We start from the raw sequence: 21372 nt of genomic DNA, 5'->3' as shown, positions 1-21372 counted from the left end.
CGCGGAGTGCATGATGAAAACGCTGGAAAAACTCACGGATATTATTCACGGCGGCCTTGTCACGGTACTGTTTCAACCTATTGTATCGATGGTAGAACGACGCGTTGTCGGTTACGAGGCTCTTAGTCGCGGCCCCTCCAATAGTCCACTGCACTCACCACTGGTTTTATTCGCCGCAGCGCGACAATTCGGCATGCTGACCGAGCTGGAAATGCTCTGTCGGCACAAGGCGGTAGAAGGCTTCAGTCAACAGGAACTCCCAGGCCGGCTGTTTCTCAACGTATCGCCTGAAAGTCTGCTCGAAAACCAGCACTATCCAGGCCGCACGCTGGCCATGCTCGAAGCGGTGGGCATGTCTCCCCAGCAGGTGGTCATCGAATTAACCGAACAGGCCCCGATCGATAACTTCGAATTGCTTTACAGCGCACTTCATCACTATCGCGACATGGGATTTTCTATTGCCCTAGATGATCTGGGAGCAGGCTACTCGAGCCTGCGCTTATGGTCTGAACTGCACCCTGAATTCGTCAAGATAGATCGACATTTCATTGACGGAATCCATCTAGACCGCGTCAAACGAGAGTTCGTCGGATCCATTCTAGATATGGCCAAAGCATCCAGTGCTCACATTATCGCTGAGGGAATCGAATTGCCCGAAGAGCTGGAGGTACTGCAGGAGATGGGCATAGATTGGATTCAAGGCTACCTGCTTGGCCGACCTGAAGCCCATCCCCCGTCTTGCCACAAAGCACTTCTGGAGAAGCTTGAACCCTGTGATCAGCGCATTGCCAGCGAACCCGGCTTGCAGAGCCTACTGATCAAGGTTGGAAGCGTGCACCATAATGAAACAGTCAGCAACGTGCTAGCCCGCTTCGATCAGCAGGCCAGCCTCAATAGCCTAGCGGTAGTCGACGACCAGGACCGTCCAATCGGGACTGTGCACTTTCACCGGTTAAGCCAGACAATGCTCCGACCCTTTGCCAAAGAGTTGCAGAGTCGCAAGGCGATCAGTCAGATAATGGATAACGAGTGCCTGGTTGTCGACATCCAGCAGAGCCTGCAACGCATCAGCCGCCTGCTGACCAGCCGCGCGCGCCAGCGACTGGAAGAGGATTTCATTATCGTCAGTAACGGACGCTATCTAGGCCTGGGACGAGTGATCGACGTACTACGTCAGATCACCGAACTCAAGATTCGTCAGGCCCGGCATGCTAATCCGCTGACCCTGCTGCCTGGCAATGTTCCAATTCATGAATGTCTGGAGCGCCTGTTGCATAACCAACAAAGCGCGCATTTGTGTTATGTCGATCTGGATGGCTTTAAACCCTTCAATGACATCTTCGGCTACGGTAAGGGCGACTCAGTCTTGCTGGGGCTCGCGCAGGTGCTACGTGACATCTGCGATCCGCGCTGCGATTTCGTCGGACATATCGGTGGGGATGATTTCATGTTGGTGCTTCGCAGCGCGGACTGGCGAGAACGCCTTTACCGCCTAAACCAGCGCTTTATGAGCTTGTCACGCCACTTTTACCGGCCAGAACATCTAACTGATGGTGGTTTCAGCGCACCAGACCGTGACGGCCTCTGGCGTAAGCATGACCTCATGAGCATCTCGATTGGGGTCTTGCACCTTCCCGCAACCGGCCATGGCATCATTGATCCAGACCAGCTCGCGGAAAAAGCCTCACACGCCAAACATGAGGCCAAGAAATACCGGGGCTTCAGTCTATTCTGTGAAACTGTCTGCTCTGAAGACGCAATCCTTGCTCCCTCACTCGCTCATTGACCTCCAAACAGCACATCCCTCGTGAAGGATCTGTTATCACGCTGCCAGTCAACGAATGGGGGTTTAAAGTTACCCACAGCATCTGTGGATAACTCTGTGCACAACAACTGGGAAACAGCGTCCGCCCCTGTAAAAATGGGGCTGACATGAAAGTGAATGTTTTTTGACCAATAAATAAAGCCAATAAAATCAATGACTTAAGTTATTTGCCCAAAAACAGTGCAAGACTGGCAGGAAGTCTTGAGTGTTACCCTATAATGTGCATAACAGTAACACTGCAATTCCACGCGGGCTCCAAGAGCACCGCGCGGGCCTTGTACACGTGTTACAACCGCCAAGCGTTACAGAGCTTTTATTCGTCGTCGGACTGGATACCCAGCAACTCCATTTCAAATACCAGAATGGAGTTCGGCGGAATCACTGGGCTCGGGCTGGCTTCGCCATAAGCCAATTCGCTTGGGATGGTAACCTTGAGCTTGTCGCCCACGTGCATCAGTTGCAGGATTTCAACCCAACCAGGGATCACACCGCTTACCGGTAGATCGACTGGCTCGCCACGACTGACGGAACTGTCAAATACGGTACCATCCAACAACTTACCCTCATAATGCACAGTCACGACATCATCAGGGCCCGGGGTGACTTCCCCAGCGCCCGTTTCGAGCACCTGATACTGCAGACCAGAGTCAGTAGTGATAACACCTTCTACCTGGCCATTTTCTTCAAGAAAACTCTCGTTTGCTTGAAGCGCTTCTGCGCCAAGACTCGCAGTGCGCTCTTGGGCTCGGGTTTGCAATACTTCGAACGCGGCAGTCAATTCCTCATCGCCCAGTCGACCCTCTTCCCCCGCCAGAGCATCTTTCAGGCCCAGGGCCAGTGCATCGGGATCAATATCGTTCAGGCCATCGTTCAACAGGCTTTCACCCATGTTGAAGCCAATGCCATAGGATGCCTGTTGAATCGGATCGGACAATTCTGGTTCTTTATCGCAACCGACCAGAGCAAGGATACTCAATGCAACACCGGCTGCCAGCAGATTTCGCTTCATGCTCACCTCATTTATGCGCCCTTTCAGGGCTGAATGTAAAAACCGAGCTTAACAGGGCTTAAGTAACCAAACCAGCCGCACAGGGGCAAAGTTCAGTAGCCGCGCCCAAGGCGCCAATCCGACCGATAACGTTGACTTGCGCCGTTTAATTTCACACTGTCTACAGTGTGATCACAGGAGCCAACATATGAGCGCACACGACGAAGAAATATCAGCGGGGAACAACTCACCCGTGATGAGCCTGGAACTCAAACTCAGCGAAAAGGCCAGACCTCTTTTTGAGGAGGCGGCGCGCTGTGCGCATGCGAATGGGCTGTGGGTTTCCCTCAGTTCAAGTGTCACCGAATTTGCGAATGCTGAATTGGTTCTGAGTGCACAATATCCGCAAGACGAAGCCCCTAGCAGTTACAAGCTCATTGCCGACACAGCAAACCAGGTTGTCATCCATGAGATGACGTTCAGCCGTGACGAATCCACGGACCGGCAGGAAACCCAGCCCGAAGCACTCAACAACATGGTAATCAATACTCAACTCAAGGCCTTTTTCACCAAGGCGTTCGGCCTGCATCTCGCCTAGCTCACCGGTAAGCGTCACCCACCTGGATTCTGGTAAGCACATGCCAAGGAATCGCATTACCGCACTCACCCATTCAGTACGGCGAGCCGGAAAACGTCAGAGGTTGGCTTTCAGAGGATGTATTGAATGGAATATCTTGATTGGGTGCAGTGGCCTGCCATGATTGTCACAGTCGCAGCGGCATGGCTGGTTGGCTCCACACTGAAAAGTCGGCGTGAAGTAGGCTTCTGGGTATTTATGACCAGCAATATTCTCTGGATCGTATGGGGTTTGTACGCTGATGCCTATGCACTGATCTTTTTACAACTGGCTTTGGCCGGCATGAATATCCGCGGCATGCTGAAAAACCATGTTCAAGCTAACGCTTAAGTCCCCTGACTACCTATTTGATAAACCGGCACATACGTTTCACGCCAAGGCCATCACGCGCTCGATTATGTTTATCCCTCTGTTTTAGCCTTTTCAGCCTGCAGCCGTTCGTCGGACCCGGGGAATTATTCGGTAGCGGTCGGGGTCATTTACTTCATGTTACGCATGGAGTCATCCCATGACTGACCCAACATCTAGCCTCGACAGCATATCTGCCGAAACCGGTTCCGAAGGATTTGAAGGACTCGGCTGCGCTTGTGAGCAGAGTCCAACTTGACCTGATGATCCAGCATAGTGAGTTGCCGCGGACCGACATTTTGCTCGCTGCGCACAAGAATGCTATTCCCTCCTGCACACTGGGTTAATACGCGACCCACTGAAGGATCGTTTATAAATTCAATTTTCACACCTATAAAGTAAATGGGAACTAATTTAAAAAGTGCAGTTCATATAATTTGAGTTTAATACAAATTTGATTGGCTATACTCATAATAAGGGCATTACTGCAATCTACAAAATGCATCCTTACTAGCCGTAAGAACGAGGTGACTAATATGAAATTACAACAGATCTTTTACACCACCGCATTGTCATTCGCTTTGGCCGCGAGCTCGTCCATGGCTTTTGCTGAAAGCCACGCTGACCACACCGCTTCGCCCGAGAGCGGGTCCGAAATGACAACAGACGGTGAGCATGACGTCAGCATGAACAACAACAACGTTCAGTCCATGCGTAATGAAGCCACCGACGAAGAGATGCCCAATATGGGCAATCGTGCCGTCCCCGGCGCGCCCGACAAAGGCAAGAACCCGGATATCGACCCCGAAGTAGATAATGAAAGCTTCGTAGAGTAAATCCATTCATGCCCGGTACATATCTTGTTAACAATGCGCCTTGAAAGAAAGATCATGGCAACTACGCTTAGGAAAATGTGATCAGTAATAGTCGAACAGGATCAGCTCAGAAATTCTTGAGCGGTAGCTTAAAGTTTACGAATATCCTGTTAGATTTACAATTATCAGTCGAATCCATATTCAACAGATTCAACAAAAGGAAATACTATGAAATATTCCAACATTATTGGTACAGCAGCTATATCTCTTGCAATGGGTCTGACTGCACCACTAGTTATCGCAGACATGCACGGCGACATGGACGACATGGGCGATAAGACTCACATGAACGACATGAACGAAGAACAGATGCACCATGACGCACGCAATCAGTCGCCGGATGCAAGCGAACTGGGCGCCCGCACCGAAACCAGCACTGGCATCGAAGCACGCCCAGGCTCGGACGGAACCGATCGCGACGTGCCCGGCGAGCCGGACGTAGGTCTTGACTCGGAAAATGAAGCCGGCTACTGATACAGCCAGTTTCACTAAGACGGGCATCCAATGGCTGCCCGTTTTTTTTGCGTGACATTTACTAACTCAAGGCATTGACCTCAACGACCTTAAGTGAGGACTCATGCACAAGACTCGTAATCTGGCCAGCATGCTAGCCATGGAGCTTTGTGTCAGCGCATCCCCTGCGATGGCCGATGATGAACTAAGCGGACCCGGCATGGGTGACTGACTCCACACGCACTTCCGGCCCTACAGGCACTCCTGGGGCCACTGAAGGGGGTGGCAGAGCCAGCAGCGAGGGGCTACTGACGGAACCCAACAACCCAAGCGGGATAATCGCTGCAGCGTTCATGGAGCTAGCCAGGAAAAAGAACCTCGCGATTATTGGTACGGCTGAATTAGTGCTGATAAACGCAGAAGGCGCCGCAGTAGAAGTAACTGTGCGTGAATTCGCAGAAAGGATGATTGATGATCACAACAGCCTAAATCGCCAATTGAACCAGTTCACGAAGAGCGGTCAATTCAATGTGTCGGACTCGGCCGATTTGATAGACCGCGCAGCAAATGCTATTACGAATACTCGGCGGCGACTCCTTCAGTAATGCCTACACGAGCAATCAGAGCGCTGATCATCAAACGCTGCTTGGCCCATTCTGCCGTGCTGCCAATAGCAACCTGGGAGAAGCCCGTCTTTTCGCCGAGCAGTCATTACCCAGACTTGAAAAGCACCTTGTAATGGCCCGTGTTCTGCACAGCGAAGCACAAAGCATAGAAGGATGATTGATAAATCGTGGACATAAAAAAAGCGACCTAAGTCGCTTTTTTTATCTGTGGAAGCCTAGACTTCCAACCTACAATATGGCGCAGTGGACGGGACTCGAACCCGCGACCCCCGGCGTGACAGGCCGGTATTCTAACCAACTGAACTACCACTGCGCGTTACCTCGAGTGGTGGGTGATGACGGGATCGAACCGCCGACCCTCTGCTTGTAAGGCAGATGCTCTCCCAGCTGAGCTAATCACCCATTTGCTCTCGAAGTGGGCCGCATTCTAGGCAGCTTTTTGTCTGCTGGCAACCCCTTTCTCAAAAAAAATTATCCCCTTTTTCAATATGTTATTTATCACCGTCCATCTGCTGGTCGACGGCGCCTGGCTCAGGCACTATTGCTCCCTTTTGCGCCAGACGTGCGAGGACAACATCATGTGGTTTCGTAATCTATTGCTTTACCGTTTCAGCCAAACCGTTCCCTTCAACGAAACTGAACTGATCAGCGCACTTGAGCAGCGCCTCGCCCGCTCCTGTGGCAGTCAGGAAACCCATACGCTGGGCTGGACCACTCCTTTTGGCAAGCACTCGGAAAACATCGTTCAAGTTGCAGAAGGTTATTGGCTTATTGCCTTGCGCAAGGAAGAGCGCATTCTGCCAGGCAGCGTAATCCGCGAAAACCTCTCCGAAAAAGTGGACGAGATCGAAGCGCGCGATTCACGCAAGGTCTACAAAAAAGAACGCGATACCCTCAAAGATGAAATTGTGATGTCACTCCTGCCAAGGGCTTTCACGCGCACTCAGACGACCCTTGCTTGCATAGCACCGCTGGAGGGCTGGATTGCGATCGACACCTCCAGCGCGAAGCGCGCAGAAGACCTGCTGAGCCTGTTGCGCGAATGCGCCGGCAGCCTTCCTGTGCGCCCAATGACGGTTAAGATCGCCCCGGGTGCCTGCATGACCGAATGGGTGAAGACTGGACAGGCGCCTGAGGGCCTTGTGGTCGGCGACGAATGCGAACTCCGCGATACCAGTGAAGATGGCGGAGTGATTCGCTGCAAACGACAGGATCTCGCCAGTGATGAAATCCAGCAACATCTCACTGCTGGCAAACAGGTCAGCCAACTGGCTCTGCAGTGGCAGGAAAAGCTGGCATTCAGTCTGGACGACAAGCTGTCAGTCAAACGGCTTCGCTTCGAAGACCTACTTACCGATGAGGCGGATGATCAGGGCAACGATGACATGGCTAGTCAGCTGGATGCCACTCTCACGATCATGGCCAAGAGCCTTTCGGAGTTCATCCCCGCCCTGACATCAGCTCTGGGTGGAGAAGAAGTCCCCCAAGGAATCTAGGCGACTATCGCAAACAAAACTATCCACAATATCTGTGGACAACTATGTGGATAGGTTGTTTGAAACGTAGCAAGAGCCATGAAATATGCGGACAAGAGTCGGAATGGTTAAAAAATGACCAATTATTTAATCAATTAAATCAAGGGCTTAGGATTGAGCCCGTTAATTCAGTAGGTTACGTGACACGCTGATGATTCAATAATCGCAGCGCCCAACGATTGTGCACAATGTCAACCCGAGGGCGCGTGATAATCTCTTTTCTCGTATCAACGCTTATGGCATCAAGCGCTGTTCCAGCCAGCGCCTGGCATCAGTAGCTGCCGCACTGCGCGGATATTCCCGAGCAACGTAGCGCAATCTTGACGCACCTGTTTCTCGCCGACCTTTTTCAATATCTCCGAGCGCCAGACGATACTCTGCCCGCGCCATGCCCTCGTGCAGCGTTTTCAAGCGGGGCGCGACTTCAGTTCGGTAGACAGACTCGGGGTACGAACGAACAAAAACAACCAATCCGTCGTGAGCCCGACGACCCGCTCTCAGTTGTTCGGCTGCATCACCTTCGGCTAGCTCGAAGCGAACGAAATCAGTCAATGCCAGCAGATACACGGAGTAGTCTACGTTCGGCGCTGCATCGTGTCGTTCCTGATAGCCTGACAACAGACGTTCAACCGTTGCCAATTGGCCTTGCTGCAGGCACTGGAATGCCGCTTCCTGCTCAAGTCCCGGGTCATCAAGACGCAAGATCTGCTCAGCCAACTGTGGTTCACAGCCGCTAAGACTAAGTCTGGCCCGTACTTCTACTGATTCTGGATCTTCACCGGGGCTTCTGGTTGAAGTGCCAGCGCAGCCCACCAGGCCGGCGAATAGAATTAACAACAAGGTAGTACGCATCAATGGTTCTCCTGAGAAAGCGGACCCGAGTACGTCATTGCAAACGCGCCTGCCAGGTTATCCATCCATCGCTTGCAGGCTGGCCAAGCAACGTCAGGCCGCCGACCAGACCAGGCTCAGCGGTTGCTCTCGCTTGCAACCTCGTGTCAAGCACCATGGCCTGACCTGGCCGCCATCGAGCACCGCCTTGCAGCCCCAGAGGACCGCCTTGGTCGGAAAACGTGAACTGCAGCCATCCGTCGTTTTCATCCAGATCTGCAGTCAAATCCCCTAGTGCCAGCGCCGTTGGCAGCCCACCTGCAGCGCGCTCCCATACTAAACGACCATCGGCCCGCACTACATGCTCCATGTCTTGCAGCTCAAGCACTGGGACGTCAAGCAGCCAGGTACCCTCGAGCAAGAATGGCGCCTTGTTTACCGAGGCCATGGCTGCCGCATCCAGATGGCCCCTCACATTTTCAAGAGTCAATATTCCCGCACCCGCCTGCAGGGTGGCGCGCACATCACCGTTACGCGGCATCCAGGCGAGGTCGAGTTCAATCGCGGCGCTCAATAGTCCCGCAGGACGCCACGACCAGGTTAATGCGCCCTGATCAATACCCTCGACCGCCATTCGGTTTACCCGGCCCGACCAGAGTGTACCCGTGAGCCCAACCAGCTCGACCTGTGCTGGTAATTGATCCTGCACTCGGCTCCATACAAAACTGGCAGGCAGATTCCAAACCAAACTGAACAGATAGAGCGCCAGAGCCAGTACCGCCAGTCGCTTCCAGTTCATTTTTTTCAACATCAGCGCGGCTCCACAAGGACACGAGCCGACACCATACCCGGCTCAGCGCTCGCATCCACAGCCAGCTGGCTGACGACGAGACCCTGGCGCTGCTCCAGCTCTGCGAGCCAGCGAACCAGAGTGTCGAATGCGATGGCGTCAAACCAAAGACGCGCGCCCTTACCCTCCGGTTGCACACGCTCCATTGCCGCCTTTATGCCGGCGGCGTTAGCGGACACCTCAATCAGCGTCAGCACAGAACCACCGGCACTGGCTACGCCAGGCTGATTGTCCCGTTGCATGCCGGCCCGGCGCCGCACTTCGACTGCAGTTTGCTGCATCCAGGTGTGATCAGCCGTCAACTGCATCACCTCCCGACGCAGTTCCGTCCGTTGATTGACGACTGGCTCGACAACCAGCAACCAGAACGCAAGTAACCCGAGGACAGCGAGTCCGATGATCAAAATGATACGTTCGCGCGGAGCCAGGCCGGCCCACCAATGATTCATGATCCCCTCCTGGATATCTTCAAGCGCGCTGTGACACCTTCAGCCCCAGAGTCAGCGCCCTGTAAAATCTCCTGCAGCTGCGGCTTCGCGGCCAAGCCGGCGCGCAGGGTCTCCAGCTCGGCAAAGGAGGCGAGCTGGAGCTCGATTTCAACTTCAGCGGGCGTCGACCTGAACTGTTTTATACTAGCGCTATCGGTTTGCGCGATGACCCCCAGCGCTTCATAAAGCAGCTCGCCACCGCCTTGCCCCGAACTGCCCGGCGCACTGCCCTCCAGCACCTGACGAAACTGCGTGACTGGCTGCACCATGCGACTGTTGGGCAGACTGTTGTTAAATGTCGTCTCGATGCTCGCCACTAGCTGGTCCCGCTCACGCGCCAGTATCAGCCATTCAAAACTGAACTGGGCGAGCAGCACCGCCACAAGCACACTTGCCGCTATCAGTGGCGGACGCATTTTTCGCCAGGGCGGTGCAACTAAGCTGGTAGCAAAAACGCCCGCCAGCAGATTCAGCGGTGGGCTGGGCTGCAAACAATAGCCAAGAGCACCCTGCAGATCGACCGTGGTAGGGACGTGGGTGAAATCCACCGCAGAATCAGCCTCCAGATCCAGCTCATCACGCGAGAAACCGCTGGCCTGAATGATTCGATCATCCTCGGGCAAGGTACCTAGGCGCCGCTTGAGCCAGAGACCGAGCATCCCGGTCTCGATGAGTACCGGCTCTTCATCACGGGCAGTAACGAGCGCCTGGGGAATGACGCAGGGCCACGGCGAGCGCCTAATCATCAAGCCCTGATCCGGCGTCTCACCAGCGTGCAACGCCGGCAACGGAATAAGAGCCTCGAGACGCCACTGACACCCTGCAAAAAGCGCCTGCCAGCGCTCCATGCTGGCCGTTTCCACCACAGCAGCGGCTAGACGACCATCACTTCGACGCGGACCGGGCACACAATGCAATAACTCGAGATCCTGACTCAATTGGTCTTCAAGGGCGAATGGTAGCGCCGCACGTATTGAAGCCGTACCGCGCACCGGCATCGTCAGACGATACAGACTGACTGCTGTGGCAGGCGCCAAGGCGCGCAACCGTTGACCCGCAAAGCGCAGTTTCAGCGCATGCAAATTATCCTGTCCGTGCTCAGGGGGGCTGCCGTCGCGCTCAAGCCGCCACCAATGCAGCGAGGCTCTCTCTAGGCTGTCGTCCTGAAGGTCATCGGGTAGTAACACTATCAACATGATTCGATCCGTTCTCGTCAGGGCTCGCAGGCCGTTTGTTCTCTGAGGACCACTTTGCCGTTTGCTGCATCAATCAACGAGCATTGATAAAAGCGTCGCGGGCCAAATTCGGCAACCAATTCCAGTCGCATGTACCAGGGTGACTGCTCGCCCGCTGGGCGATCAGCAAAGATATCTTTGATCAAATCTGAACTGCGCTTCAGGTCAATCGGACTGCTCCGTCCCGGGTACGCAACGACATAGGGAGCCAAGGCTTGCCAGGCTTCACTGGTCATTCCCAGCACGGAATTAAGCTCGGAGGCGACCAGCATGTCGCGATTACCTGATACTCGGGCGGGTTCCGCTCCGCGATAGGCCGGGTCATCAGTCTCAGGATCCATCCAGTCCGTTACCGCCAGAGCCAGCTGGGCACCTGAAGGCATTGCTGCTCCAGTCTCGGCCCCTACTTGGTCTACCAGACGCGCAAAATAACCCTGCTCGGCCTCCTCGGCACTGGCAAGGGCATTGAGGTTATAGCGGCATTGCATACTGTCCACGGTTGCTTGTAGCTTCACGCCATCCACCGAGAATGACAGCGGCGGTGAGCGACAGGTATCCCAGAGCAGATCATCCGGACCATCTATACGCTCAAGAAATTGCAGCACCATCTTCTCGCCGCCAATGGCGATATGCCGAGACTGGTCTCGTTCAAACACGGCACTGGTGCGGCGAATGTCCACTTGGCTGCGAAGCGCCATTGCCACTGCAGCCGTCACCGCCAACGCCACTACGAGAAGCGCAGTGAGCAGTGCGACGCCCTTCTGCCGTCTGGCTGGAGCCTTGCGATATTTATTTATCACAAGCCCACCGTCATCATCCGGCGGATAATTCCATATCCCGGTAGATCTAACACAATCTCAACAGCAAGGGGCAGTTGTGCTGTCGTGGGATCAGCATCAGCCGCCGGCCAGGTATCAATTCGCTCAAGTCCAGCCTGGGTCCGCACAACCAGAGCGAAACCACTTTCGGTTCCCAGCAACTCATCCTCGGCCACCAGTTCACCGAACGGCTGGACTCTTGCACTGTCCGCATCAACGATATCGACTCCTGGCCACAGCTGACGCTCCAGCCCGCGATCGGTGATCAACCATGCGGTGCGACGCAGTCGCTGATCGCCCCCGGCGCCGGCGCGAACCAGTTCCAACAATTTTGCATCACCGCCGGCGCGCAACCGCAAAGACGGCAGGCGGTCAGCATATTCGTCGCGCACCGCAACGGAGACGACCTGAGCCAAGTCGCGCTCCAGAACGCTGAGCGTCACTTGTAGATCGGCCAGTCGTTGCGCGTGTACCTGAGTGACCTGGTCGGCCGTCAGTACCGCACGCAAACCGCCGTAGGCCACCACGCTCATAATCGCGAACACAGCCATTGCGATCAGCATTTCCAGTAATGTAAAGCCCCGCTCGCGGACGCCGCCCTGATAAATCATGGCAACATAAATCCGCTGACAAAGGCACGTTGATCCTGTTCGCCCTGCTCCAGCAACCAGAGCCGAATGTCTACACGTTTGACTGACGGCAACGGGATGGGTGACTGTGGCGTGTAATTACTTATCTCCACTCGGTAACCGTAACGAAACGGACCCATCTGAGTGTCACCACTGCGATTGCCCTCTGCCACCGGTCGCATGCCGGCTTCATATTCAGTCAGTAAGTTCTGGCCGGCCCAGTGCGCCAAGGTGCGCTCCTGAAGATACAGCGTATTGCGCGAATGGTCTGATCCGCCCTTGACCAACGCGGCCAGTGCTACCGCGAGAATAGTCATCGCAACTAACACTTCCAATAACGTGAAACCTTTATTCCGGGAATGCATCGAGCACCTCGATACTGCCTTCCAAGCCAATACGGATATGCCGTTGTAACGGCTTACCGGGGACTTTCAAGGTAATGATGCCCGGCGTCATTTCACCGGTATTGCCAAGACGAACCTGAGGCGCCCATCCGCCGGTCTGCGGCAACGGCTTGCGCTCGCCATCCTGCTCCAATGCAAGCTCGATCGATCCAGGCTCGAACTGCCAGACACCTAATTGGTGGTCGACCAACGGCTGCCATTCACGGGTAGCATCGTCAAGAATGACCAATTCAAGAAAGCTGTAGCTATCCGAGCGCAGGCCCAAAGCGCGCTCAGCTGAACCCGTGATCAACAGCTCGTCACGGGCCAGACGCAGGACACCGGCCAAACGTTGAGCATCGGTACGCAACTGCCTCTCGGCACCATCACCAATCGACAGGGTGGCAAGACTGGCCACAATACCCACTAACACCAACACGACCAGCAGCTCGATCAGGGTAAAACCTGATAGTGCTCGATGACGGGGAGTGTTGCCGAGCAATGACATCTTCAGCGTTGCCCATCCTGTACCACATTCCAGTTACCGATATCCGCAGCGGAGCCTTCGCCACCAGGACGTCCGTCAGAGCCTAGGCTATACAGGTCGTAATCGCGCCCGTCACGACCGGGCCGCAAGTACTGGTAATCAGTATCCCAAGGATCTTTCTGCAAGCGATCGATGTAGCCACCCGAGCGGTAGTTACGCGGTGCATCGGTACCCGTAGGCTGTATCACCAGAGCGATCAAGCCCTGCTCGGTAGTGGGATAATTGAAGTTATCCAGCCGGTACAAGTTCAACGCACTCTCCAGCGCCCGAACGTCGCTCTCCACTTTGGTAATACGCGCCTGGTCCGGACGATCCATGACTCTTGGCACGACGACCGCAGCGAGAATTCCGAGAATCACCACCACCACCATTACTTCGATCAGAGTAAAACCCCGTTGGTTATCAACAGCCTGTTGTTTTCTCATGGTCATAATCAATTCACCAGTTGGTTGAGTTCAAATATCGGTAACAGGATCGCGAGTACGATAATCAACACCACAGCCCCCATCGCCAGAATCAGTAGCGGCTCAAATACACCCATCACGATAGCGATACGCGCCTCGAGTTCACGCTCCTGGGTTTCAGCCGCCCGGTCTAGCATCTGGTCGAGGGTACCGCTGCTCTCCCCGCTTTTGATCAGGCTCAGGGTCATCGGCGGAAAGTAGCCACTGCGCTCCAGCGCATGACCCACGCCAGAGCCTTCGCGGACTCGCTTGGCAGCATCGCTGACGGCATCACGCATGGGAACGTTGGTTACTACGCTTGCACTCATATTGAGTGCGTCAAGCAAAGGCACGCCGCTTGACGCGAGAATGTTCAAGGTTCGGGCGAAGCGAGCCGTATTCAGACCACGAATCAGACGTCCGAGAAGCGGCACGCGCAGGAGCCACGCGTCCCAGCGGTAGCGTGCCAACGGTCGCTTGAGTAACTGTTTAAACCCAACAGTCGCGCCGACCATCACGACCAGCATCAACAAGCCCCAGTTTCGCAGGGTATCGCTGGTGGCAATCAGTGCGCGGGTAAGCCACGGCAGCTCTTGATTCATGCCGGCAAATACCTGAACGACCTCCGGCACCACGTAGGTGAGTAGCGCAATGGTGACCAAAAGGGCAATAACGGTCAGGATGGCCGGATAGAACATCGCAAGCTGGATCTTCTGGCGCATCGCATTTTGCGCTTCAACATTATCAGCCAGACGCTCAAGGACAAGATCCAGGCGCCCGGCCTGTTCACCGGCGGACAACGTAGTGCGATAAATCGCTGGAAAAACTGACGGAAACTCACCTAATGCATGTGCCAGCGGCAGGCCCTCCATCACCCGGGTGCGCACCGCCGCCAGCGTCGACTTGACCCGTTGGGTCTCGCTTTGACGGGCAACCGTCCCCAGAACTTCCTCGATTGGCATACCCGCCCTTGCCAGTGTTGCCATCTGACGCGTGGCCAGGGCCAGCTCCAGCGGCTTGATACCGCGCTGAAACATCGGTGTGCGCATGACCGACTTGCGTTCAGCCACCTGATCAACCGATAGCGGCATCAAGCCCTGCTCACGCAGCCTGCTGCGTACCTGGCGTGCGGAATCACCTTCCTCTACGCCCTTGCGCGTGCGCCCGGCCGGGTCTACCGCTGCATATTCGAAGGCAGGCACGGTCAATCCTCCCGGGTGACGCGAAGCACTTCTTCGAGCGTGGTCTGCCCGGCGAGCACGCGGCGCAGACCGTCGTGACGGATACCCGATTGCGCCAGGCGCGCATGACGAATCATCGCCTGCTCACTCGCCCCATCGTGGATCAAGCCGCGCAGCGTCTCGTCCACCTCAATCAACTCATAGATGCCGGTTCGGCCACGGTAACCGTTGTTATTACATTCATCGCAGCCCACTGCGCTGTAAAGCAGGGGCGCCTCACTTTCATCAATCCCCATCAGTCGGCACTCACTGGCATTAGCCTGATGGGGCTTACGGCAACCAGTACAGAGCGTGCGCACCAGACGCTGTGCCAGCACACCGTTGAGAGTCGAAGAAAGCAAAAAAGGTTCGACACCCATGTCGCGCAGACGCGTTATCGCACCCGCCGCGGTATTAGTGTGCAAGGTTGAAAAGACCAGATGGCCTGTAAGACTGGCCTGAATGGCAATCTGCACTGTTTCCACATCGCGGATTTCACCCACCATCACTACATCAGGATCCTGACGCAAAATAGCGCGCAAACCACGTGCAAAAGTCATGTCGACCTTGGTATTGATCTGGGTCTGGCCGATGCCATCCAGGTAGTACTCGATAGGGTCCTCGACGGTCAAAATATTGCGACTTCGGTCATTGAGCTGCATCAGCGCCGAATACAGAGTAGTGGTCTTGCCCGAGCCGGTAGGGCCAGTCACCAGAACAATACCGTGCGGCCGGGCGATAATCCGCGCCATCGCATCGTAGTGATCGGCCCCCATACCCAATTGCCGGAGCTCCAGACGACCAGCCTGCTTGTCCAGAAGACGCAACACAACCCGCTCGCCATGCCCAGAAGGCAGCGTTGAAACACGCACGTCCACCGCACGTCCAACCAGACGCAAGCCAATACGACCGTCCTGCGGTAGACGTTTTTCAGCTATATCGAGCTTGGCCATGACCTTGATTCGCGAAACAATGACCGGGGCTAATGCCCGTGGCGGCTCGAGAATTTCACGCAATACGCCGTCCACGCGCAAGCGGATGGAAAGCCTGTTTTCAAAGGGTTCGATGTGGATGTCCGATGCGTTTTCCTTTACCGCCTCCGAAAGCAGCGCGTTGATCAGCCGAATGATCGGCGCCTCATCCTGAGATTCAAGCAGATCTTCCGGCTCGGACAACGACTGGGCAACCGACATAAGGTCGGCGTCCTCGCTCAGCCCTTCGACGAACTGCATGGCGTCATTTGCCGAACGCTCATAGCGATCACGCAAACGGGCGGCAAAGGCATCATCGTCCAGCACTTGAGGCTTGAGCGGATGACCCACTCGCCGGCGCAGTTCCAGCAGCGCCTGGGGGTCGCAATCGGCGCGCACGAACACATCGAGTTGACCATCCTGCACCTGACCTGATAGCACGCCAAAACGCCGGGCGAATCGATAACCGGTCTCGGCTTGAACGCCAGGCTCAGGAACCAGCGCGGCAATGTCAGTATCGCTCATCGCTGCATCCCTATTGGCTGGTTGTAGGTGGCTGGGGAATACTCATGCTTACCGGGGGTGGCGCAGCGCCGTTAATCGCGTTCTCGAACGGCGGCGGCAGGCTGAGCAGATAATTCCAATCGGGAAGAATCGGACGTCCCCCGGGTAGCAAACCGTCACCTCGATTTTGCGCCTCTAACTGGCGGTCGCGGATGTAGGTGTATTTCGATTGGGTCATATCGGCCGCCGTTGCCGCGTCACGAATGATGACCGGGCGCAGAAAAACCATCAGATTGCGTTTTTCCGTACGCGCCGTATCGTAACGAAATAGCGCGCCGAGGAAAGGGATATCACCGAGGCCTGGTACCTTGTCCCGGGTCTCGACCAACTGATCGTCGATCAGACCGCCCAGCACAATCAACTGGTTGTCATCGACCATGACAGTGGTTTTCAGACTGCGCTTGTTGGTAATGATATCCGCCGCATTCGTAGCGCCTTCGGCGATCTGCGACACTTCTTGCTCGATCTCAAGACGCACTGCGCTGCCTTCGTTTATCTGCGGAGTGATCCGCAGCTTTATACCCACATCCTGTCTTTCGATAGTGTCAAAGGCCTGCCCGGACTCCTCGATCGAGCGACCAACAAGGAAAGGAACGTTCTGGCCTACGACAATCTCAGCTTCTTCATTGTCTAGCGTCATCAAGCTAGGCGTAGAGAGTATATTGCTTGAGCTATCGCCCTGCAGCGCACTGACCAACAATGCAATCTGCGCACTGCCGATATTACCGAAACCACCCAGACTGAGACCATTACCCAACGATGGTGGCGCGGTAACGCTGCCGTCAGCAAAGGCACTGGCCGCGCTAGCCACGTTAACAATGCCGCCGCTGGCCCCTCGATTGAAGTTGACGATCCCGATTCCACCGTTCTCACTGCCGATGCCCCATTGCACCCCAAGTTCCTTGGCACGATCGTAGGACACCTCTGCAATAACCGCCTCAACCAACACCTGAGCACGTCGTATATCAAGTTGGCGAATAATAGAGGCCATTTCACGCGAAAGCTCGGCAGGCCCGTAAATCACCACCGAGTTGGTGCTCTCATGGGCTTGCACTTGAATGCTCGATTGCTGACTGCTCGAACTACCCCCGGCTGCGCCAGCGCTTGACTGTATGCCTGCTGAGCCCGCGCCTGAGTCAAGCCGCCCCTCGACGATACCGCGTAACACCTCGGCCACCTCTTCGGCCTTGGCATACCGCAGATAATGGACCTGAGTGGCGCCATCTTCGGCGGGCATATCCAGGCGTTTGATGATATCGCGGAGCGAGGAGCGACTTTCCGGATCGCCACGCAGGATAACCGTATTGGTACGCTGATCGGCGATGATGCCGGGGCGCTTGGTAAAGTCTTCACCCGGCGTCGGCGTATCCAGCGTCTGCAGCACGCGAACAACATCGCTAGCCGAAGCGTGTTCCAGCGCAACTATCTCGAAATCTTCCATCGACTCCAGGTCGATCCGTTCGATCAGCCCTTGAATCCGCCGCACATTCGCTGCGGTATCGGCAATAACCAGACTGTTTGACTCGGCAGCCGCTGCCAGATGTCCACCCTTGGGTACCAACGGGCGCAAAATACGTACCAGCTGGCCGGCATTGATGTGCTTTACACTGATGACGTGGGTAATGATCTCGTCGCCTCTACTCCCAGGCTGCAGGTTGGACACTTCGTTTTCCTTGGCCTGAACTTCAGGCAGGATCCGCACCACGCCATCCGCGCCGGTAACTGCAGCAAACCCGTAGGTCTTCAACACCCCAAGAAACAGGTTGTACAGCTCACCGCGCTTGATCGGCTGACCTGAAACCACATTAACTTGCCCTCTCACCCGCGGGTCGACGATAAAATTGATGCCGGTCTCCTGGCTAACGATTTCGATCAGGCCATTGATCTCTGCATCACGCAGATTGAGCACCAACTCTTCATCGGGATCACCGGAGAAATTGACGGTCTGCGCATGAACTGCAGCACTTAGCAGACTCAAACCCAGTGCCAGAGGCACAGCAAAACGGGCAATACGGGACAACATCGGCATCGTGTTTCAATCCATCGTAATTGTTATGGTCATGGGTTCACCGTTGCGATCAAGCGACAGGCTGACGGTGCTGCCAGTCAACTCCTGAAGAATGTCACGGTAATCGTTGATCTCGGCGACGGGGGTGCCTTCTACAGCGGTCACCACGTCCCCCGGCATCAGGCCTGCAGCTTCGAATTCTCTGGCATTGCGCGCGGGACTGACTTCCAGTCCGTACATCGCACCGTCTATAAGGACCGGGGTCGCGCTGACGACTTCCATGAAACGCTGCGGGTCACTCATCCATGCCTCGCGATCAATGCGCGCAACGCCACCGTCGGCAGCTATCGATAGATTCGAGTCGACCTGCGGCAGTGCCGCTATACGCCTGGCAGGGGGAGCGACAGACCCGAGACTGGAGCGGATCAATCTGAGCGTTTCCAGTTTGCCGTCGCGTGCCAGGATCACCCGGTCGGCTAGCACCTGTTCCAGCTTCACGTTGCCAGGCAAACTCGCGCCTACGCGATACGCTTTTTCTGGCTGGCCCTGGGGTGCCAAAATGGCAGAGCTGCGAGATGAATCAGGGTCGGTGAGCACCCCTTTTAGCACCCATTTCAAAGAAGTGTCAGGTGCGTTAATCGCCGCATTGCGGGGCTGCACTGCGGCGCTGCCGAATACCGAAAGTGCTGCCAACTCTGAAAATCCGCGGGCGGCCCCCACATCAGAGCCGTCAACAAGAGAAAGGGTGACGCTCGCAGGGGCGGGCAAAATACTGTTCGGCTCGACCACAGTCCAGGTCAATCGCCCAAGCAAGACTGCAGTGACGGCTAACAGTGCGATCACGACCAATCGAAAAGCAGCATCCAGGGGGAATCGGGCGTACAGGGGCATGCGGTCTCCAGGCAAAGACAGTAGGCTTGATCAATAGCCAAGGCCGACACTTAATATACCGACCTTTCTTTGCAAATTTATTGTTATTAGTCTGTAACGAGCAAAACAGGCAGCCCGATTGTCACGAAATTGCCATCCGGCGACAACCCCCTGAACGGGTTAATGCCCCATTTTTCACCGTAACCCCAAATAAATACATGCAGAATTGCAATTTGCCTTATCTGCCTGCACACCCATACGGGTGAGGCCTCTGAAACGCTAATCAATGAGGGTAATGCCTAGGCATCTACAATAACAAACGAGCCGACACGTTTCTGCAAACGGCTTGCTCTCATCGCCGTTTGAGGCTTTACTCTAGCGAGCGAAGCCAGTTCTAAAGCACGACTCCACAACAATAATTTTTGGCCTTGCTCGTCAGGAGAATAAAAAAATGAACACGTTGAAAAAAACCGCCTATCTGGGCATGGTCATCAGTACCCTTGCATTGTCCGGGTGTTTGGGCGGCGGTGGTGGTGGTAGCAGTGATATCGAACCTCAGACTCCCCAGCAGAAACGAGTCGCAGCTGGTTTTTTTAACTCGATGGATCCACAAGCCATCAGCTCAGATCAAGCTTTCAGCACTACTGGTCTGGCCGGTTTTGAAGATAGTAGCCGTTGGTTTGGTGTATTGGATGGTGCGAGATATCGCATAGAAGTACCAGCCAACTGGAACGGCATGCTGGTCATGTACGCCCATGGTTTCCGCGGTGAGGGCAGCGCACTGACCGTAGACAGCGCCCCGATGCGACAATACCTTTTGGATGAGGGTTATGCTTGGGCTGCCTCGTCCTACAGCACCACCTTCTACGATGTTAGAGCTGGAGTGGAAGATACCAACGCACTGGCTCTAGCATTTAACGATATTGCAACCCAAAACGGCCGCTCACTGCCCACACCCACCAAACGCTATATCACCGGCGTTTCCATGGGCGGACACGTAACAGCCGCAGCAATCGAGCTAGAGACACAGCAAACCGCAAACAATTTCGTTCCCTACGATGGCGCCGCGCCGATGTGCGGAGTATTGGGCGATACAGCATTGTTTGACTACTTTGGCGCGTACAACTTGTCCCTGTTTGAGTTCGGTGGTGTGCCGGCCAACAGCTACCCAATCACAGATGTACCAGCCAAACTGACCGCAGCACAGCAAGCGCTGTGGGTTGATTATTCAGATCCAGCTAGAAGAGGCCGGAGCGGCCTCACAGAGACTGGTATTGACTTCTATAACTCGCTACAGAATCTAAGTGGTGGCGAACGTCCAATTTATGAAATTTCCTTCGGTGGATTCCAGGGCTTGCTTCAGAGCTTTGCGGCAACCGACGGCACTGTCACAGGCATCCTTAATAGAAATGTTGTTGACACCCGGAATACTGTTTATCGTTTCGCTAGTCTGCCAGATCAGCCGCTGACCCAGGCAGAAGTGACGTTTAACAATACAATATTCCAGATCACCCCCAACGCTAGCGCCAACGGGCTTCGCGATGATGGCCTGCGCTTCATCCCGAAAGTGAATGGTAATCTCTACAAAGCCATACCCGTGGTCACAGTGCATACGCTGGGCGATTTGTTCGTGCCCATTAGCATGGAACAGATCTACAAGCGTCGAATGATAGATAACGGTTTCGGTGATCAAGTTGTACAACGTGCAGTTCGAGCTCCAGGGCATTGCGATTTCACAGCAGCCGAGTTTGCAAATACACTGGATGCAATGATCACGTGGGAACAAACCGGTATGAAGCCAGCTGGCGATGATTTCCTCACTCCCACAACTGTTGCGAGCCCCCAATTCGGTTGCCAGTTCACAGTGAACGGACCAGTCGCTCAGGGACAAACCCCTCGCGGATTCATGCCTCCTTGCGCACCTTGAACAGAAGGGTCTTAACGTTGTTGCGGTAACCGAAAGGGCTGACACATAATCTGTCAGCCCTTTTTTTCCTCCAACTCCAACACTTTGCTGACCTTGCGCTTCACATTACTGCGTCGCAATTCCTGGACCTGCTGTTGCAAGACTTCAAACTCTTCACCAGGCAACTCCCTGCGCACCTGCTCCTGCACCTGAGCCATAGCAACTTTCGCCTTGCCCATCATCAGACCGACCATATTGATGATCACCAGCGCGCGCTGGGGACCCAGAACCAGCAAAGCCACCACAAGCACCAATACCCATT

Annotated in this window: 23 protein-coding genes, 2 tRNA genes and 1 pseudogene; 9 read left to right on the top strand and 17 right to left on the bottom strand. The window is 55.1% G+C overall.

The features are described 5' to 3' along the window. Positions 1 to 10 precede the first annotated feature (10 nt). Positions 11 to 1786, top strand: a complete 1776-nt coding sequence (locus ACJAXR_RS14280; protein ID WP_415058936.1) for an EAL domain-containing protein — start codon at positions 11 to 13, stop codon at positions 1784 to 1786. Between the two features lie 352 nt (positions 1787 to 2138). Here the strand turns inward: ACJAXR_RS14280 and ACJAXR_RS14275 are convergent, their stop codons facing one another. Then, complete coding sequence (locus tag ACJAXR_RS14275; protein WP_415058935.1) at positions 2139 to 2834, bottom strand: FKBP-type peptidyl-prolyl cis-trans isomerase; 696 nt, start codon at positions 2832 to 2834, stop codon at positions 2139 to 2141. Between the two features lie 187 nt (positions 2835 to 3021). Between ACJAXR_RS14275 and ACJAXR_RS14270 the strand changes: the two genes are divergently transcribed. The 6 genes from ACJAXR_RS14270 (at position 3022) to ACJAXR_RS14245 (ending at position 5909) form a co-directional block, all read left to right on the top strand. After that, the gene (locus ACJAXR_RS14270; protein WP_415058934.1) at positions 3022 to 3411 is read left to right on the top strand and encodes a hypothetical protein; all 390 of its coding nucleotides are present in this window, start codon (positions 3022 to 3024) and stop codon (positions 3409 to 3411) included. A 126-nt stretch (positions 3412 to 3537) separates the two neighbouring features. Next, positions 3538 to 3780 carry a hypothetical protein gene (locus ACJAXR_RS14265; RefSeq protein ID WP_415058933.1) on the top strand — a complete coding sequence of 81 codons (243 nt, stop codon included), beginning with the start codon at positions 3538 to 3540 and terminating at the stop codon, positions 3778 to 3780. 554 nt (positions 3781 to 4334) lie between these two features. Next, positions 4335 to 4634, top strand: coding sequence for a hypothetical protein (locus tag ACJAXR_RS14260; protein WP_415058932.1), 300 nt, complete (start codon positions 4335 to 4337; stop codon positions 4632 to 4634). A 207-nt stretch (positions 4635 to 4841) separates the two neighbouring features. After that, positions 4842 to 5147: a hypothetical protein gene (locus ACJAXR_RS14255; protein ID WP_415058931.1), complete on the top strand. Its 306-nt coding sequence runs from the start codon at positions 4842 to 4844 to the stop codon at positions 5145 to 5147. A gap of 332 nt (positions 5148 to 5479) precedes the next feature. Beyond that, positions 5480 to 5731, top strand: coding sequence for a DUF4142 domain-containing protein (locus ACJAXR_RS14250; protein ID WP_415058985.1), 252 nt, complete (start codon positions 5480 to 5482; stop codon positions 5729 to 5731). Beyond that, on the top strand, positions 5694 to 5909 hold the full coding sequence (locus tag ACJAXR_RS14245; protein ID WP_415058930.1) for a DUF4142 domain-containing protein: 216 nt from the start codon (positions 5694 to 5696) through the stop codon (positions 5907 to 5909). Before ACJAXR_RS14250 ends, ACJAXR_RS14245 begins: the two co-directional genes overlap by 38 nt. 79 nt (positions 5910 to 5988) lie before the next feature. Here the strand turns inward: ACJAXR_RS14245 and ACJAXR_RS14240 are convergent. Both ACJAXR_RS14240 and ACJAXR_RS14235 read right to left on the bottom strand, forming a co-directional pair. After that, positions 5989 to 6065: transfer RNA gene (locus tag ACJAXR_RS14240), tRNA-Asp, on the bottom strand. 13 nt (positions 6066 to 6078) lie between these two features. Further along, positions 6079 to 6154: transfer RNA gene (locus ACJAXR_RS14235), tRNA-Val, on the bottom strand. Positions 6155 to 6330: 176 nt separating this feature from the next. Between ACJAXR_RS14235 and rdgC the strand changes: the two genes are divergently transcribed. Beyond that, positions 6331 to 7248 (top strand): recombination-associated protein RdgC, encoded by a 918-nt coding sequence (gene rdgC / locus ACJAXR_RS14230; RefSeq protein WP_415058929.1) that lies wholly within the window; start codon positions 6331 to 6333, stop codon positions 7246 to 7248. Between the two features lie 273 nt (positions 7249 to 7521). Here rdgC and bamD read toward each other — a convergent pair whose 3' ends face one another. The 13 genes from bamD to ACJAXR_RS14165 are packed head-to-tail and all read right to left on the bottom strand — an operon-like array spanning position 7522 to position 19165. Then, complete coding sequence (bamD, locus tag ACJAXR_RS14225; protein WP_415058928.1) at positions 7522 to 8139, bottom strand: outer membrane protein assembly factor BamD; 618 nt, start codon at positions 8137 to 8139, stop codon at positions 7522 to 7524. A 34-nt stretch (positions 8140 to 8173) separates the two neighbouring features. After that, positions 8174 to 8929, bottom strand: coding sequence for a type II secretion system protein N (gene gspN / locus ACJAXR_RS14220; protein ID WP_415058927.1), 756 nt, complete (start codon positions 8927 to 8929; stop codon positions 8174 to 8176). Further along, the gene (gene gspM / locus ACJAXR_RS14215; protein ID WP_415058926.1) at positions 8929 to 9417 is read right to left on the bottom strand and encodes a type II secretion system protein GspM; all 489 of its coding nucleotides are present in this window, start codon (positions 9415 to 9417) and stop codon (positions 8929 to 8931) included. The genes gspN and gspM overlap by 1 nt, the downstream gene beginning before the upstream one ends. Next, positions 9414 to 10652 (bottom strand): type II secretion system protein GspL, encoded by a 1239-nt coding sequence (gene gspL, locus ACJAXR_RS14210; protein ID WP_415058925.1) that lies wholly within the window; start codon positions 10650 to 10652, stop codon positions 9414 to 9416. Before gspL ends, gspM begins: the two co-directional genes overlap by 4 nt. 17 nt (positions 10653 to 10669) lie before the next feature. Next, on the bottom strand, positions 10670 to 11491 hold the full coding sequence (gene gspK / locus ACJAXR_RS14205) for a type II secretion system minor pseudopilin GspK (protein ID WP_415058924.1): 822 nt from the start codon (positions 11489 to 11491) through the stop codon (positions 10670 to 10672). Continuing rightward, on the bottom strand, positions 11488 to 12120 hold the full coding sequence (gspJ, locus tag ACJAXR_RS14200; protein WP_415058923.1) for a type II secretion system minor pseudopilin GspJ: 633 nt from the start codon (positions 12118 to 12120) through the stop codon (positions 11488 to 11490). Before gspJ ends, gspK begins: the two co-directional genes overlap by 4 nt. After that, the gene (gene gspI, locus ACJAXR_RS14195) at positions 12117 to 12503 is read right to left on the bottom strand and encodes a type II secretion system minor pseudopilin GspI (protein ID WP_415058922.1); all 387 of its coding nucleotides are present in this window, start codon (positions 12501 to 12503) and stop codon (positions 12117 to 12119) included. Before gspI ends, gspJ begins: the two co-directional genes overlap by 4 nt. Next, entirely contained in the window at positions 12487 to 13029 is a 543-nt protein-coding gene (locus tag ACJAXR_RS14190) for a prepilin-type N-terminal cleavage/methylation domain-containing protein (protein WP_415058921.1), read from the bottom strand. Before ACJAXR_RS14190 ends, gspI begins: the two co-directional genes overlap by 17 nt. A gap of 2 nt (positions 13030 to 13031) precedes the next feature. Beyond that, on the bottom strand, positions 13032 to 13499 hold the full coding sequence (gene gspG / locus ACJAXR_RS14185) for a type II secretion system major pseudopilin GspG (protein WP_415058920.1): 468 nt from the start codon (positions 13497 to 13499) through the stop codon (positions 13032 to 13034). 2 nt (positions 13500 to 13501) lie between these two features. Then, complete coding sequence (gspF, locus tag ACJAXR_RS14180; protein WP_415058919.1) at positions 13502 to 14713, bottom strand: type II secretion system inner membrane protein GspF; 1212 nt, start codon at positions 14711 to 14713, stop codon at positions 13502 to 13504. A 2-nt stretch (positions 14714 to 14715) separates the two neighbouring features. Next, positions 14716 to 16227: a type II secretion system ATPase GspE gene (gspE, locus tag ACJAXR_RS14175; RefSeq protein ID WP_415058918.1), complete on the bottom strand. Its 1512-nt coding sequence runs from the start codon at positions 16225 to 16227 to the stop codon at positions 14716 to 14718. A 10-nt stretch (positions 16228 to 16237) separates the two neighbouring features. Next, entirely contained in the window at positions 16238 to 18295 is a 2058-nt protein-coding gene (gene gspD, locus ACJAXR_RS14170) for a type II secretion system secretin GspD (protein ID WP_415058917.1), read from the bottom strand. A 6-nt stretch (positions 18296 to 18301) separates the two neighbouring features. Beyond that, entirely contained in the window at positions 18302 to 19165 is an 864-nt protein-coding gene (locus tag ACJAXR_RS14165; RefSeq protein WP_415058916.1) for a type II secretion system protein N, read from the bottom strand. Positions 19166 to 19595: 430 nt separating this feature from the next. Here ACJAXR_RS14165 and ACJAXR_RS14160 point away from each other — a divergent pair, with 430 nt between their 5' ends. Further along, complete coding sequence (locus ACJAXR_RS14160) at positions 19596 to 21071, top strand: alpha/beta hydrolase (RefSeq protein WP_415058915.1); 1476 nt, start codon at positions 19596 to 19598, stop codon at positions 21069 to 21071. A 53-nt stretch (positions 21072 to 21124) separates the two neighbouring features. Here the strand turns inward: ACJAXR_RS14160 and ACJAXR_RS14155 are convergent. Continuing rightward, positions 21125 to 21372, bottom strand: a pseudogene (locus tag ACJAXR_RS14155) (hypothetical protein); the annotation flags it as partial.

The sequence above is a fragment of the Halopseudomonas sp. genome (assembly GCF_047631575.1).
Taxonomy (GTDB): Bacteria; Pseudomonadota; Gammaproteobacteria; order Pseudomonadales; family Pseudomonadaceae; genus Halopseudomonas.
The sequence above is the reverse complement of the archived record's forward strand: the minus strand, read 5'-3'. Positions and strand labels throughout refer to the sequence as shown.